General features: G+C 64.9%; 13 protein-coding genes. 10 read left to right on the top strand and 3 right to left on the bottom strand.

The features are described 5' to 3' along the window. Positions 1 to 50 precede the first annotated feature (50 nt). Positions 51 to 524 (top strand): class Ib ribonucleoside-diphosphate reductase assembly flavoprotein NrdI, encoded by a 474-nt coding sequence (gene nrdI / locus JIM94_RS10705; RefSeq protein ID WP_200250262.1) that lies wholly within the window; start codon positions 51 to 53, stop codon positions 522 to 524. Positions 525 to 611: 87 nt separating this feature from the next. Then, positions 612 to 2,768: a class 1b ribonucleoside-diphosphate reductase subunit alpha gene (gene nrdE / locus JIM94_RS10710; RefSeq protein WP_200250260.1), complete on the top strand. Its 2,157-nt coding sequence runs from the start codon at positions 612 to 614 to the stop codon at positions 2,766 to 2,768. A gap of 93 nt (positions 2,769 to 2,861) precedes the next feature. Here the strand turns inward: nrdE and JIM94_RS10715 are convergent, their stop codons facing one another. Next, positions 2,862 to 3,581, bottom strand: coding sequence for a FadR/GntR family transcriptional regulator (locus JIM94_RS10715; RefSeq protein ID WP_200250252.1), 720 nt, complete (start codon positions 3,579 to 3,581; stop codon positions 2,862 to 2,864). A 367-nt stretch (positions 3,582 to 3,948) separates the two neighbouring features. Between JIM94_RS10715 and JIM94_RS10720 the strand changes: the two genes are divergently transcribed. Both JIM94_RS10720 and JIM94_RS10725 read left to right on the top strand, forming a co-directional pair. Then, positions 3,949 to 5,349 (top strand): GntP family permease, encoded by a 1,401-nt coding sequence (locus tag JIM94_RS10720; RefSeq protein ID WP_200250250.1) that lies wholly within the window; start codon positions 3,949 to 3,951, stop codon positions 5,347 to 5,349. After that, positions 5,342 to 5,914, top strand: a complete 573-nt coding sequence (locus JIM94_RS10725) for a gluconokinase (RefSeq protein WP_234038980.1) — start codon at positions 5,342 to 5,344, stop codon at positions 5,912 to 5,914. Before JIM94_RS10720 ends, JIM94_RS10725 begins: the two co-directional genes overlap by 8 nt. Before the next feature lie 65 nt (positions 5,915 to 5,979). Here JIM94_RS10725 and JIM94_RS10730 read toward each other — a convergent pair whose 3' ends face one another. Beyond that, positions 5,980 to 6,483, bottom strand: a complete 504-nt coding sequence (locus JIM94_RS10730) for a ferritin (protein WP_200250307.1) — start codon at positions 6,481 to 6,483, stop codon at positions 5,980 to 5,982. Between the two features lie 659 nt (positions 6,484 to 7,142). Between JIM94_RS10730 and nrdF the strand changes: the two genes are divergently transcribed. From nrdF to JIM94_RS10760, 6 genes are all read left to right on the top strand, one after another. Then, the gene (nrdF, locus tag JIM94_RS10735; RefSeq protein WP_200250246.1) at positions 7,143 to 8,156 is read left to right on the top strand and encodes a class 1b ribonucleoside-diphosphate reductase subunit beta; all 1,014 of its coding nucleotides are present in this window, start codon (positions 7,143 to 7,145) and stop codon (positions 8,154 to 8,156) included. 419 nt (positions 8,157 to 8,575) lie between these two features. Beyond that, positions 8,576 to 10,303: an aa3-type cytochrome oxidase subunit I gene (gene ctaD, locus JIM94_RS10740; protein ID WP_200250243.1), complete on the top strand. Its 1,728-nt coding sequence runs from the start codon at positions 8,576 to 8,578 to the stop codon at positions 10,301 to 10,303. Between the two features lie 201 nt (positions 10,304 to 10,504). After that, positions 10,505 to 11,746 (top strand): phosphoserine phosphatase SerB, encoded by a 1,242-nt coding sequence (gene serB / locus JIM94_RS10745; RefSeq protein WP_248086451.1) that lies wholly within the window; start codon positions 10,505 to 10,507, stop codon positions 11,744 to 11,746. Between the two features lie 248 nt (positions 11,747 to 11,994). Then, positions 11,995 to 12,837 carry a YwiC-like family protein gene (locus JIM94_RS10750; protein WP_200250235.1) on the top strand — a complete coding sequence of 281 codons (843 nt, stop codon included), beginning with the start codon at positions 11,995 to 11,997 and terminating at the stop codon, positions 12,835 to 12,837. A 108-nt stretch (positions 12,838 to 12,945) separates the two neighbouring features. Then, positions 12,946 to 13,308, top strand: coding sequence for a hypothetical protein (locus tag JIM94_RS10755; RefSeq protein WP_200250232.1), 363 nt, complete (start codon positions 12,946 to 12,948; stop codon positions 13,306 to 13,308). Positions 13,309 to 13,375: 67 nt separating this feature from the next. Further along, positions 13,376 to 13,612: a helix-turn-helix transcriptional regulator gene (locus tag JIM94_RS10760; protein WP_200250229.1), complete on the top strand. Its 237-nt coding sequence runs from the start codon at positions 13,376 to 13,378 to the stop codon at positions 13,610 to 13,612. Between the two features lie 18 nt (positions 13,613 to 13,630). Here JIM94_RS10760 and JIM94_RS10765 read toward each other — a convergent pair whose 3' ends face one another. Then, positions 13,631 to 14,185 (bottom strand): GNAT family N-acetyltransferase, encoded by a 555-nt coding sequence (locus JIM94_RS10765; protein WP_200250221.1) that lies wholly within the window; start codon positions 14,183 to 14,185, stop codon positions 13,631 to 13,633. Positions 14,186 to 14,237 lie beyond the last annotated feature (52 nt).

Consider the following 14,237-nt stretch of genomic DNA (forward strand, 5'->3'; position numbering starts at 1 on the left):
GCGGTCGACAAACACAGTCGCCAGCACCCGGAAGGAAGTGACCACCGTCGATGCTCGTCGTCTACTTCTCATCCGTCACAGAGAACACCCACCGGTTCGTCGGGCGCCTGGGACTGCCGAGCGCCCGTATCCCACTGCGTCGCACGGACCCCCCGTTGATCGTCGATGAACCGTACGTGCTGATCTGCCCGACGTACGGTGGGGGAGCCTCCGTCGCAGGCCATGAGTCGCGGCCGGTCCCCTCCCAGGTCATTCGCTTCCTCAATAATCCGCACAACCGTGGACTGATCCGTGCGGTCGTCGCCGGTGGAAACACCAACTTCGGCGCCGATTACGCACGCGCGGGGGATGTCATCGCGGAAAAATGCGGGGTCCCCTTCGTCTACCGCTTCGAACTCATGGGTACGCCGGAGGATGTCGCCATTCTGCGTCACGGACTCGAGGCGCACGGGCCGGAACTCGGTCTGGTGCCTGACGCCGGTGTCACGCGGGACACGGTGCAGGAGGCGACCCCCGCCGGCTGACGCCGGCCCCATTCTTTTCTTCTATTCTTTTTCTTTTTTCGTCCATCACCCACCATCCGCCGCCGGTGCGGCGACACCAGGAGAGACATGTCAGAGATCGGAAAAACCGTGGCCGAACCGGTACAGAAGTCGGAGAAGCTCGATTACCACGCCCTCAACGCGCTACTGAACCTCTACGATGATGACGGCCGGATCCAGTTCGACAAGGACCGGGAGGCCGCGAACCAGTTCTTCCTGCAGCACGTCAACCTGAACACCGTGTTCTTCCACGATCTCGAGGAGAAGTTCCGCTACCTCCTCGAGAACGACTACTACGAACCCGATGTCGTCGAACGGTACGATTTCGATTTCATCAAGACGCTGTTCAAGCAGGCGTACGCGCACAAGTTCCGGTTCCAGACGTTCCTCGGGGCCTACAAGTACTACACCTCCTACACGCTCAAGACGTTTGACGGCAGCCGTTATCTCGAGCGCTACGAGGATCGCGTGTGCATGGTCGCACTGACTCTCGCGGCCGGCGACAGGGATCTGGCGAGCCGACTCGTCGACGAGATCATGACCGGGCGTTTCCAGCCCGCCACCCCGACCTTCCTCAACTCCGGCAAGGCGCAGCGCGGTGAACCCGTCAGCTGCTTCCTCCTGCGTATCGAGGACAACATGGAGTCCATCGGCCGCGCCATCAACTCCGCCCTGCAGCTGTCCAAGCGCGGCGGGGGTGTGGCGCTGCTGCTGTCCAACCTCCGCGAGGCCGGGGCCCCGATCAAGAAGATCCAGAACCAGTCCTCGGGTGTCATCCCCGTGATGAAGCTCCTCGAGGACTCCTTCTCCTACGCGAACCAGCTCGGTGCCCGTCAGGGTGCCGGTGCCGTCTACCTCAACGCCCACCACCCGGACATCCTGAAGTTCCTGGACACCAAACGTGAGAACGCCGACGAGAAGATCCGCATCAAGACCCTCTCCCTCGGTGTCGTGATCCCCGACATTACGTTCAAGCTCGCGAAGAACAACGACGACATGTACCTGTTCTCGCCCTACGACGTGCAGCGTGTCTACGGCAAGCCGTTCGCAGACATCTCCGTGACGGAGCACTACGAGGAGATGGTCGAGGATCCCCGTATCCGCAAGACCAAGATCAACGCCCGCGCCTTCTTCCAGACCCTGGCCGAGATCCAGTTCGAGTCCGGTTACCCGTACATCATGTTCGAGGACACGGTGAACCGGGCGAACCCGATCCAGGGCAGGATCACACTGTCCAACCTCTGCTCCGAGATTCTCCAGGTCTCCACCGCCTCGACCTACAACGACGACCTCACCTACGAGCACATCGGTGAGGACATCTCCTGCAACCTCGGCTCCATGAACGTCGCCAAGGCCATGGACTCCCCGGACTTCGCGGGGACGATCCAGACCGCGATCCGCGGCCTGACCGCGGTCAGCGAACAGACCTCCATCGACTCCGTGCCGTCGATCCGCAAAGGCAACGACGCCGCCCACGCCATCGGGCTCGGACAGATGAACCTCCACGGCTACTTCGGCCGGGAACGGATCCACTACGGTTCCGAGGAGGGCCTGGACTTCACCAACGCCTACTTCGCCGCCGTCATGTACGAGTGCCTCCGCGCGTCCATGGCCATCGCACGCGAACGCGGTGAGACCTTCGAGGGCTTCGGTGACTCCGACTACGCCGACGGCAGCTTCTTCGACCGCTATGACCCGGCGGAGTTCGAGCCGAAGACCGACCGGGTGAAGGAACTGTTCGCCGCCTCCTCGATCCACACCCCGACCGTCGAGGAGTGGGCGCAGCTCAAGGCCGACATCGCCGAGCACGGCATGTTCAACCGCTACCTGCAGGCCGTTCCGCCCACCGGTTCCATCTCGTACATCAACAACTCGACCTCCTCGATCCACCCGATCGCCTCCCGCATCGAGATCCGGAAGGAGGGCAAGATCGGTCGCGTCTACTACCCGGCGCCGTACATGACGAACGACAATCTCGAGTACTACGCGGACGCGTACGAGATCGGCTACGAGAAGATCATCGACACCTATGCAGTGGCCACCCGCTACGTGGACCAGGGCCTGTCCCTGACCCTGTTCTTCAAGGACACGGCCACCACCCGTGAGATCAACCGCGCCCAGATCTACGCATGGCGCAAGGGCATCAAGACGATCTACTACATCCGACTCCGCCAGACCGCACTCATCGGCACCGAGGTCGAGGGCTGCGTGAGCTGCATGCTCTGACCCCGTCGGGCACGGTCGCAGAGAGAAGGGGCTCCCACCGGAGATGATCCGGTGGGAGCCCCTTCCACGTACCGCGTCGCGTGTCCGCGGGTGTCAGTCCTCGTTCAGGGCCAGCGCCGCACCGACCTCGGAGACCAGTGCCCGGGACTGCCGTTCCGCCTCGGCCGGATCACTGTGGAGAATCGCGTCGGCGAGTGCCTCGTGCATGTCCATCGCCTCATCATTGGGGTACTCCGGCTGGAGGCCGAGATCGGTGCGGCCCGTGAGCACCGCGGCGATCGTCGTCGCAAGGGCCCCGAACATCTCGTTCCGGGAGGCGGTGAGCATCAGTGTGTGGAACTCGACGTCAGCCTCGAGGAACTCGGGGGTCGCACCCCGCCCCTCGTGGCCGAGTCTCCGGAGGGTCGCGGCGAGTTCGCGGAGCCGTGCCCGTTCCGCGGGGGTGCCGGACAGGGCCATCGAGCGGGCGGCTATCGGCTCCACCGCCTCACGCAGGCTCGTCAGGGAAGCCAACTGGTCCGTTCTCTCGGACGGGCACTCGAGGCGCCAGCGGATGACGTTGCTGTCGAAGACCTTCCACGCGGAGGGCGGTTGCACCGTCAATCCGATCCGGCGGGACGAGGAAACCAGGTTGAGGTGCTCCAACGCCCGCATGGTCTCACGGGCCACGGTTCTCGAGATCGTGAAACGCTGGCAGATGTCGTGCAGAGTGAATGTCTGTCCCGGGGCCAGTTGCCCGCTGACTATCTCGGATCCGAGTTTGTCGAGGACGCTGTCCAGCAGCGGAGGGCGGGTCGGTGTGCGTGTGGTCATGGTGGGAGCTTCTCTGCTTCTGTGGAAAGCGGTTGTCCGGGCATCCTTATCACACCACTGTTCGGGAAATACTCAGATCCGGTGTCAGTAATGTGTGAATTAGCATAACCGGCTCACAGGTTAGGGTAGGGGTCGCCGATTTGCGGATGGCCCGCAACAGGGGAAAGTGTTGGACTTGTGCAGGTCGTCTCGGTTTTATGTAACCCCGAAAGGGGGTGGGTGACGAAAATGGTCATATTAAATTCTGCGTTTCTTGCCCGCACACCGGACAGTTGGGGGAGACTCAGATGACGAAAACGGCTGAGCGCCGTACGCCCGGTGAACCCCGGGTGACGTCGCCGGGTACGGGACAGGGACGGAGAATCTGATGGAGACGTGGCAGCAGACGATGGGCACCGGCCCCCTGTTGGGGATCGCGCTGGCGGCGGTCCTGATGATCCTCTATCTGGTCATCCGGCTGAGGATGCACGCCTTCCTGGTTCTCGTCCTCGTTTCTGCCGTCACCGCGCTCGCGGCCGGTCTGCCCGTCGCCGCCGTCCTCCCCACCATGACCGAGGGGTTCGGTGGAACCCTCGCCGGGGTGGCACTTCTCGTCGGCCTGGGGGCGATGCTGGGCAGACTCGTCGAGATCTCCGGTGGCGCCCGGAGTCTGGCGGAGACCCTGACCCGGGCCTTCGGCGACGACCGTGCGCCTCTCGCCCTCGGCATCGCCTCACTCATCATGGGATTCCCCATCTTCTTCGACGCCGGCCTGATCGTCATGCTCCCGGTCGTGTTCGCCGTCGCCCGCAGGCTGGGGGAGCCCGTCCTGCGCTACGGTATCCCCGCGGCCGGTGCCTTCAGCGTCATGCACGTCTTTCTGCCGCCGCACCCCGGCCCCATCGCCGCCGCCGAACTGTACGGTGCCGATCTCGGGCTGGTTCTGTTGCTCGGACTCATCACCGTCTTCCCGGTCTGGTATCTCTCGGGCTACCGGTGGGGTCTCCACTGCGGTCGTCGTTTTCCCCTGGCGGTGCCGGACCTCCTGAGCGGTGGGCCGGAGAGCCGTGAGAGTGACCTTCCGGCCCGTCCCGCGGGGACCGGGACCGTTCTCGCGGTCCTCGCTCTGCCGCTGATCCTCATCTTCGGCAACACCGGCCTGCACATGGCGGGAACCGAGGGGTGGGTGGATCCGGAATCCGCCTGGGTCCAGGCCGTCCGGTTCCTCGGTTCGACACCGGTCGCGCTCCTGGTGACCACCCTCGTCGCCGCCCTGGTGCTCGGCGTCATGAGGGGGATGGACAAGGGGGCGGTGGAGCGGGCGTTCGACGGAGCGCTCGCACCGGTGGCCACCGTGATCCTGGTGACCGGAGCCGGAGGGATGTTCGGCGGTGTTCTCCGGGCCACCGGCATCGGGGACGCGCTCGCCGGGACGCTCGGCGATCTCGGTGTCCCCCTGATTCTCGCCGTGTTCCTGACCGCCGTGGCGCTCCGGGTGGCACAGGGGTCGGCGACGGTGGCGTTGACGACGGCTGCGGCGCTCATGGCACCGGCGGTCGCGGCGGCGGGCCTCTCGGAGGTGCAGTTGGCCGCGGTCGTCCTGGCGACGGCCGCCGGGTCCGTCGCCGCCTCGCACGTCAACGACTCCGGATTCTGGCTGGTCGGTAGACTCATGGGCATGGACCCGGCGACCACCCTGCGGACCTGGACGGTCAACCAGACCCTCATCGCCGTCATCGGCTTCGCCTCCGCTGTCCTCGTCTACCTGGTCGGTGGTCAACTTGCCTAGGCGTACCTCTGTACCGGAGAGCTCCCGGGCCGGGGTCCGGCGGGAGGGGGACATCCCGGACCATGTCGTCATGATGGGGGTCTCCGGGTGCGGAAAGACCACGGTCGCCCGTGCGTACGCGGAGGCCTGCGGCCTCGAGATGGCCGATGCCGACGACTTCCACACAGAGGAGAACGTACGCAAGATGGCGTCCGGTCAGCCGCTCAGTGACGTCGACCGTCATCCGTGGCTGGTGTCGGTCCGGGACTGGATGACATCCCGGGCCGAGGCGGGGGTCGGAACAGTCACCGCCTGTTCGGCGCTCCGGCGGTCATACCGGAACATTCTCGCGGATGCGGTCGGGACGGTCTGGTTCGTGCACCTCACCACGGATGCGGGCCTGACCCGGCGACGGTTGGAGGAGCGGACCGGTCATTTCATGTCCGCCGCCCTGTTGAACTCGCAGCTGGAGACGCTGGAACCGCTCGGCCCCGGGGAGAAGGGGATCACGGTCGACAACTCCGGTTCCCTCGACGAGGTCGTCGCCACCATCTGCCGGAGCACGGGAAGAAACCGGAGGAAATGAGAATCGGGCCCCGGCCACCGTGGAGGTGGTCGGGGCCCGATCCGTCGTTCAGCGGTCGTCCGGTCCTAGAGGGTGTCGCTGGTGCGCTGTCCCAGTTCGGAGTCGATCCGGAGGACACCGGAACCGTCGTTGCCGGCGAGACGCAGGCGGTCGAGGATCTCCTTGCAGGTGGCCTCCTCCTCGATCTGTTCGGAGAGGAAGGAGTCCAGCAGCGGGCGGGAGTCCAGGTCGCCCTCCTCGGCGGCGAGACGGGTGAGATCGCGGATCATGCCGGAGATCTTCTGCTCGTGCTTCAGTGCGGCCTCGAATGCATCGGCGGCGGAATCGATCTTGAGATCGGGGGCGCTGATGACACCGACGCTGGGGACGCAGTCACGGTCGAGCATGTGGTCGGCGAAACGCTGCGCGTGGACCATCTCTTCTTCGGACTGGGCCTTCATCCAGTCACGCATACCGGTCAACCCGAGGCTGTCGAGGAGGTAGGAGAGCTGGAGGTAGGTCATCGCGGCCTCCAGCTCAGCGGTGACCTGCTTGTTGATTTCTGCTTCAAGTTTCGAGTTGATTTTCATGTCTCTCATGGTAAGTCACTTCCTTGTGCTGCGCATGTAAGTAAAGCCCAGCTTAACTAGGGTTTTCGGGTTTGGTATGGCTTAGTTTGGTGACGTGTGCACCCCTGCTTTCGCGGGCCGCGACGGCGCCTGAGGTGCCCTAACCCGGGGGATTTTCGGGGAGACATTTGTCACTTTTATCCACGTGTAAATGGCCAGCGTGTCGATGGTTGCGGTGGGGGTTGTGTGGCGGGGGTGGCCGTCCGGCCACCGGTCCCGGGCGGCAGGTTCGGGCCAATCCTACGTGCCGTCCGGTCGATCACCGCATCCGCAAACGGGGTCGGGGTGAAACTCCAGGTCAGGGCACCCTGTGTGAGTGAAAACACATTTCGGTGTGGGGTGCATGCCCGCCGGTGAGGGGTGTCGGGCACTGTCCCGGGGTTGCGTCGGGACGTAAATAACTCCGTCCGATGGAGTTGCCGGCCGCTTCGGCCGGTATGGTCGAGTCCGAACCGGTTGCCGTGCACCGGGCCGCGCCGATGTGTCCGGGACATCCCGGTCGCGTCCGCCCGCGGTCGCATGTGTCAGGCGCTCCGTCGTGGCGGCGTCCCGGTGTTCTGCGGGGTGAACGTCCCGCCTCGTCACGGCACAGAAGAAGATCCGTCAGTAAAGGAACGTACATGGCACAGGACTGTCCCCCCTCCACCCCGGCGCACCGGGAGAAGCATCCCGAGGCCCGCCCCTGCCCGATCGCGGCGATCAACTGGAACACCATTCCCGATGACAAGGATCTCGAGGTCTGGGACCGGCTGGTCGGAAACTTCTGGTTGCCGGAGAAGGTGCCGCTGTCCAACGACATCAAGAGCTGGGACACGCTCAACGCACTCGAGCAGCGGACCACCATGCGGGTGTTCACCGGTCTGACGATGCTCGACACCATCCAGGGGACGGTCGGCGCGGTGTCGCTGATACCGGATGCGCTCACCCCGCACGAGGAGGCCGTCTACACCAACATCGCCTTCATGGAGTCGGTTCACGCCAAGAGTTACTCCTCCATATTCATGACTCTCGCGTCGACCCAGGAGATCAACGACGCCTTCCGGTGGTCCGAGGAGAATGAGGCGCTGCAGAAGAAGGCCCGGATCATCCTCTCCTACTATGAGGGTGACAACCCCCTGAAGCGGAAGGTCGCCTCGACCCTGCTGGAGTCCTTCCTCTTCTACTCCGGCTTCTATCTCCCGATGTACTGGTCGAGTCACGCGAAGCTGACCAACACCGCCGACGTCATCCGGTTGATCATCCGTGATGAGGCCGTCCACGGCTACTACATCGGTTACAAGTACCAGAAGGGCCTGGAGCAGCTCGATCAGGCCGGTCGTGACGAGTTGAAGGAGTACACCTTCGATCTGCTCTACGACCTCTACGACAATGAGATCGGCTACACCGAGGATCTCTACGACGATCTGGGCTGGACCGAGGACGTCAAGCGTTTCCTCCGTTACAACGCCAACAAGGCGCTGAACAATCTCGGCTACGAGGCGCTGTTCCCGGCGGACGAGTGTCGGGTGTCTCCCGCCATTCTGTCGGCGCTGTCCCCGAACGCCGACGAGAACCACGACTTCTTCTCGGGCTCAGGCTCCTCCTACGTCATAGGTAAGGCCGAGTCGACGGAGGACGACGACTGGGACTTCTGACGACGGAGCACGGCGGCCCCCGCAGCGGATGAAAAACCGTGGCGGGGGCCGTCGCGTTGTGGTGTCGGGTGGCGCTTTTGGAGGGAGGATCAATTACCCTCCCGGCAGCGTCTACACCTTTAGCTCTAACCCGGCCGGGGGTGAAAAATGCGCCCGTTCAGAGGGAAAGTGCAGCTTTGTCACACCCGCCACAAAGGTGTCTGAAGTCACAGAGCTTTTCATATTCCTGAGGTCCGCACGTCACCCACCGGCAACGACGTCGGAAACGGTCTGATCCGGTGCCCGCGAAACCGTCGTGTACCGGCCATAACGCCCGCTGCGCGGCTGGAACCGCCGGTAGTGATCCTTTACTATCAAGAAAGCGTGAAACATGGGTGGCCCTGGCTGATCAGGGTCGCTGCGTAGTCAGGAGGAACCAAATGACCGCTGTAGAGAAACGGAGTGACCATCATGTCGCTCCAGCACGACCGGCCCCCAAGGGGACCGGTCGAAAGGGCAGCCTTGCCTGGTTGATGCTCACCACCACGGACCACAAGCTGCTCGGCGTCATGTACATCATGATGTCGTTCTGCTTCTTCTTCCTGGGTGGCTTCATGGCCCTGCTCATCCGTGCGGAGCTGTTCTACCCCGGAATGCAGATCTTCTCCAACGAGCAGTTCAACCAGCTGTTCACCATGCACGGCACGGTGATGCTGCTGCTGTACGGAACCCCGGTCGTCTGGGGCTTCGCCAACTTCGTCATGCCGCTCCAGATCGGTGCCCCCGACGTGGCGTTCCCGCGACTGAACTCGTTCGGTTTCTGGTTGACCACCGGCGGCGGCATCATCATGCTCTCCGGTTTCGCCACTCCCGGTGGTGCGGCTGACTTCGGTTGGACGATGTACTCCCCGCTGTCCGACGCCACCCACTCGCCCGGTATCGGTGCGGACATGTGGATCGTCGGCGTCGGTGCCGGCGGTGTCGGCACCATTCTGTCGGCCGTCAACATGATCACCACCATCCTGTGCCTCCGTGCGCCCGGTATGACCATGTTCCGTCTGCCGGTCTTCACCTGGACCATCTTCGTCACGTCGATTCTGGCGCTGATGATCTTCCCGATGCTGACCGCAGCCGCCCTCGGCGTTCTCTACGACCGTAAGCTCGGTGGACACATCTACGATCCGGCCAACGGCGGTGCGATTCTCTGGCAGCACCTGTTCTGGTTCTTCGGTCACCCCGAGGTCTACGTCCTGGCTCTGCCGTTCTTCGGCATCGTCTCGGAGGTCATCCCGGTCTTCTCCCGCAAGCCGGTCTTCGGCTACGCCGGCCTCGTCTTCGCGACCCTGTCCATCGCCGCCCTGTCGATGGCGGTCTGGGCGCACCACATGTTCGTCACCGGCGCGGTGCTGCTGCCGTTCTTCTCCTTCATGACGTTCCTCATCTCGGTCCCGACCGGTGTGAAGTTCTTCAACTGGCTCGGAACGATGTGGCGTGGACACATCACCTGGGAAACCCCGATGATCTTCGCCTTCGGCTTCCTCGTGACGTTCCTCTTCGGTGGTCTCACCGGCATCATGCTGGCCTCCCCGCCGCTGGACTTCCACATCTCCGACACCTACTTCGTGGTCGCGCACTTCCACTACACGCTGTTCGGTACGATCGTGTTCGCGTCCTACGCCGGTGTGTACTTCTGGTTCCCGAAGATGACGGGTCGCATGCTCAACGAGCGGCTCGGCAAGATCCACTTCTGGTTGACCTTCATCGGATTCCACGGCACCTTCCTCATCCAGCACTGGGTGGGCAACATGGGTATGCCGCGTCGTTACGCCGACTACCTCGAGAGTGACGGCTTCACCATCTACAACCAGATCTCCACGGTGTTCGCCTACATCCTGGGTCTGTCGGTGATCCCGTTCATCTGGAACGTGTTCAAGTCCTGGCGTTACGGCGAGATCGTCACCGTGGACGATCCCTGGGGCTACGGAAACTCCCTCGAGTGGGCCACCAGCTGCCCGCCGCCCCGCCACAACTTCACCTCCCTGCCCCGGATCCGCTCCGAGCGTCCCGCGTTCGAGCTGCACTACCCGCACATGGTCGAGCGGATGCGCGCGGAGGCACACGTCGGCCGCCCGTCGGGAGACTCCCCGGTACTGGAGAAGCAGAACTAGCTCCTCCCCGGTACGACACGGTCAGGCCGGGCCCGGAGAAAGCGGCCCGACCACCGAATGACATACGCACCATCACCCCCGCGGGAACCCGAGGTTCCCGCGGGGGTGATGTCTGTCCGGGGGTCGGCGACATGGAACAATGGCACCGTGAGCCAGACAAAAAACAACGCCGCCCGTACCGTCGCCCCCGCTGTCCAGGACATCACCGTCACACTTCCGCCGGGATCCGTTCCGGCGGTCGTGACCGTCGTCGGTCGTGACCGTCCGGGTGTCTCGGCGGCGTTCTTCCGGGTGCTCGCCGCCCACAGTGTCCAGGTGCTCGACGTCGAGCAGTCACTCTTCCGGGGTCGACTGAACCTCGCGGCCTTCGTCGGGTGCAGCCCGGAGAACCTCGAGACGCTCACCGAGGGGTTGTCGGGGACCCTCCGGTCCTACGGTCAGACCGTCACCGTCGAGGTCCAGGACTCACTGCGTTCCACCCGCGCACTGTCGACGCACGCGGTCGTGGTCCTCGGAAACCCCGTCACCGCCGCGCACATCTCCCGTATCGGCCAGACGCTCGCCGACTACGGTGCGAACATCGACACGATCCGCGGTATCTCGGACTATCCGGTCACCGGGCTGGAACTCAAGGTCACGGTCGCCGATCCGAAGCCCGGCGGTGGTGTCGCCCTGCGTAAGGCGCTGGCCACGCTGACCCAGGAGATCGGGGTGGACATCGCGATCGAGCGCGCGGGTCTCGTGCGCTACGCGAAGAACCTCATCTGCTTCGACTGTGACTCCACGCTCATCACCGGCGAGGTCATCGAGATGCTCGCGGCCCACGCCGGCAAGGAGGAGGAGGTCGCCGAGGTCACGGCCCGTGCGATGCGGGGAGAGCTCGACTTCGAGGAGTCGCTCCGTGAACGGGTCGCCGTTCTCGCCGGACTCGACGCCTCCGTCATCGACGAGGTCGCCGCGGACATCGTCCTGACGCCCGGTGCACGGACGACCATCCGCGCACTCCAGCGCATGGGATACAAGACCGCCGTCGTCTCGGGTGGCTTCATTCAGGTTCTCGAGGGACTGGCCGAGGATCTCGGACTCGACTACGTCCGCGCGAACACCCTCGAGATCGTCGACGGCAAACTCACCGGGAGGGTCATCGGCAAGGTCGTCGACCGTGCGGCGAAGGCCGAGTTCCTGGCTGAGTTCGCCGCTGATTCGGGGCTCGGTCTGCACCAGACCGTCGCCGTCGGTGACGGCGCCAACGACATCGACATGTTGTCGGCTGCGGGGCTGGGGATCGCCTTCAACGCCAAGCCCGCCCTCCGTGAGGTCGCCGATGCCGCGGTCAACCACCCCTTCCTCGATGAGATCCTGCACATCATGGGTATCTCCCGTGAGGAGATCGACGAGGCCGGGCTCTCCGACGGCTCTCTGCGCAGGGTTCCGCTGCACTGACGGAAGGCCGCCGGAGGGGTCCGGCGGATAGAATGACGGTGGTCCACGTGTGGTGGACCGGTCCGTCACGGTGGCCCCTCGGGGGCACCGTGTGCGGTGGAGGAAGCTCCGGGGCACCGGAGAACAACCAGGGAAACGACACTCTTTTTCGTGCCGGGTTCAGTTCGGCGGACGGTATGGGGCTACGCCGGGGATTCCGGGTGACGGGAACCGTGGCGTCGTCCCGCGGCCGAAAGGAACCGTCAGACATGACCGGACACGCAGAACGAACGGCGAAGGCGGCTCCGCGCCCCGGAAAGGGGCGTCGGGGCGGAACCTCGGGGTGGATCCCGGACCAGCACGGTGCGTGGGTGATGGTGATCGTCCCGCTCGTCGTGGGTGTGCTCCTCGCTCGACCGGCACCGGTCCACGTTCCGCTCGCCGTCGCCTGGTTCGTCGGCTACTTCGCGTTCTTCGCCGGTGGCCTCTGGCTGAAGGCGCGGGGACCGCGTAAACGGCGCTATGTCGCACCCCTGGTCACCTACGGCGTCATCTGTGCCGTCGCGGCGCTCGTCGTCGTCATGATGCGGCCCACGATCCTCGTCTTCGGTGCCGTCTTCGGGCCACTCGTCGCCGTGGCGGTGTGGGAGGCGTGGCGGAGGCGGCCACGCTCCCTTCTGTCCGGGGAGTCCACCGTGCTGGCCAGCTGTGCGATGATCCCCGTCACCGCCTGGGCGGCCGGGGATCCGATGACCGTGCGGCTGTGGGTGGCCACCGCGGTCATCGCCCTGTACTTCTGCGGAACCATTCCCTACGTCAAGACACTGATCCGGAAACGCGGTGACCGTGGCTGGTTCACCGGTTCCGTGGTCTACCATTCCGTCGCCGCGGCGGCGGTGACCGGACTCGCCGTGGTGGGGCTGGTGACGTGGCTCGCGGTGCCGGTGTTTCTCGTCGTCGCTCTGCGGGCCTGGTGGATGCCCCGGCGGGCGGAACACCGGGGGACGCCGTGGCGTCCCCGCACCGTCGGATTCGGGGAGATGGCCGTCACCGCACTCGTTCTCGTCGCGGCCCTCGTGCCGCCGGGTGCGTTTCAGCCCGTGACGGTGTGACCACCGGGTGATGTCAAGCCTGCTTGACAGTCGGGTTGTCGCGATCTACCGTCAGGGAACGTTGACACACGGATCGGTTCCGACCGTTCCCGGAGGGAGAGCACAGGCATGAGGAACGTGGACGGGAAGAACCGGTGGTGGAACGGCCTGCGCACCGGACAGCGCGCCTTCGCCCTGAGCATGGTCGGCTATCTCCTTCTCCTGTCGCTGGCCGTCGTCATCGCCGGCGGACGGGCCCCGTTCGCACGGGAGATCGCGTTCCTCACCGTCATCACGGGGGTTCTCCTGGTTCTCTGCGGGGCGACGGCCATCTGCACCGACCAGGACGAATTCGAGTTCGGTGTCACGCTCAGGGCACTGGCGATCGCCTTCGCGGTGGGGTCCGCCGTGACCTTCGGCTACGGGTGTGCGCAGCAGTTCCTGGGACGCCCGACATCAGCTACATGTTCGTCTGGCCGATCTACGCGATAGCCTGGGTCGTCGCCGGGGTGGCGCTGAACCTCCGGCTCGGCATCTGGCGGGGAAAGGGGGATCCGGAGTGAAGAACGATCTTCCCGAACGCCGTCGGGCCGCGGGGCTCAGTCAGGCGCGGCTCGGTGAACTGCTGGGGGTGTCCCGCCAGACGATCAACGCGATCGAACGCGGAAGGTACGACCCCTCACTCCCGCTCGCCTTCGCACTGGCCGGTATCTTCGGTGCCCGGATAGAGGACATCTTCACACCCGACGGCCGGGAGAGCCCGACCCGGGCACCGGAACCGCGCCGGATCGGATGACCGCGGGGGAACCGTCCCTCAGTCGGACACGTCCGTCCGGAGCAGCGAGTAGCAGGCCGTGTCCACGTGGGAACCCCGGTGCAGGGCCGCCTCCCGTCTGATCCCCTCGAACGTGAACCCGCACCGTTCGGCGACGGATCTGGAACGCACGTTGTCGGAGAGACAACGGAGCTCGATACGGTGCACGTCGTTGTCGAAGGCGTGGTCCGCGACAAGTGTGAGCGCCCGGGGCATGATCCCACGGCCGCGCGCCCAGGGGGCGGTGGCGTAACCGACCGTCACGGATCCCACCGCGCGGTCGACGGATCGCAGCGAGATGTTCCCGGCGTAGTGACCGGGGTCCCCGGTGAGTTCGATCGCCCAGAAAACCAGGTCCGGGTCGTCGGAGCACGAACGCAGATAGTCCGCCGCCATGTCCAGGGTGTAGTGACGGGGCACGGAGGTGAAGTTCACGGACAGTGGATCGACGGCGGTGGCGTACACCTCGTGGACATCCTCCTCGACGGGGCGGCGCAGACGGATCACACCGTCGCTCAGGGTCTCCAGGGGGACGGGCCACGTCATCTCACTCATGTCCACCACCTTATCGACGGATCCGACGGCGCGCCGGGGTGGATCCCGCGGT

The organism is Corynebacterium pygosceleis (assembly GCF_016595275.2).
Taxonomy (GTDB): domain Bacteria; phylum Actinomycetota; class Actinomycetes; order Mycobacteriales; family Mycobacteriaceae; genus Corynebacterium; species Corynebacterium pygosceleis.

Coding starts and splice junctions, on each gene's coding strand:
- nrdI (WP_200250262.1), top strand. CDS start 51: ATGCTCGTCGTCTACTTCTCATCCGTCACAGAGAACACCCACCGGTTC.
- nrdE (WP_200250260.1), top strand. CDS start 612: ATGTCAGAGATCGGAAAAACCGTGGCCGAACCGGTACAGAAGTCGGAG.
- JIM94_RS10715 (WP_200250252.1), bottom strand. CDS start 3,581: ATGACCACACGCACACCGACCCGCCCTCCGCTGCTGGACAGCGTCCTC.
- JIM94_RS10720 (WP_200250250.1), top strand. CDS start 3,949: ATGGAGACGTGGCAGCAGACGATGGGCACCGGCCCCCTGTTGGGGATC.
- JIM94_RS10730 (WP_200250307.1), bottom strand. CDS start 6,483: ATGAAAATCAACTCGAAACTTGAAGCAGAAATCAACAAGCAGGTCACC.
- nrdF (WP_200250246.1), top strand. CDS start 7,143: ATGGCACAGGACTGTCCCCCCTCCACCCCGGCGCACCGGGAGAAGCAT.
- ctaD (WP_200250243.1), top strand. CDS start 8,576: ATGACCGCTGTAGAGAAACGGAGTGACCATCATGTCGCTCCAGCACGA.
- JIM94_RS10750 (WP_200250235.1), top strand. CDS start 11,995: ATGACCGGACACGCAGAACGAACGGCGAAGGCGGCTCCGCGCCCCGGA.
- JIM94_RS10755 (WP_200250232.1), top strand. CDS start 12,946: ATGAGGAACGTGGACGGGAAGAACCGGTGGTGGAACGGCCTGCGCACC.
- JIM94_RS10765 (WP_200250221.1), bottom strand. CDS start 14,185: ATGAGTGAGATGACGTGGCCCGTCCCCCTGGAGACCCTGAGCGACGGT.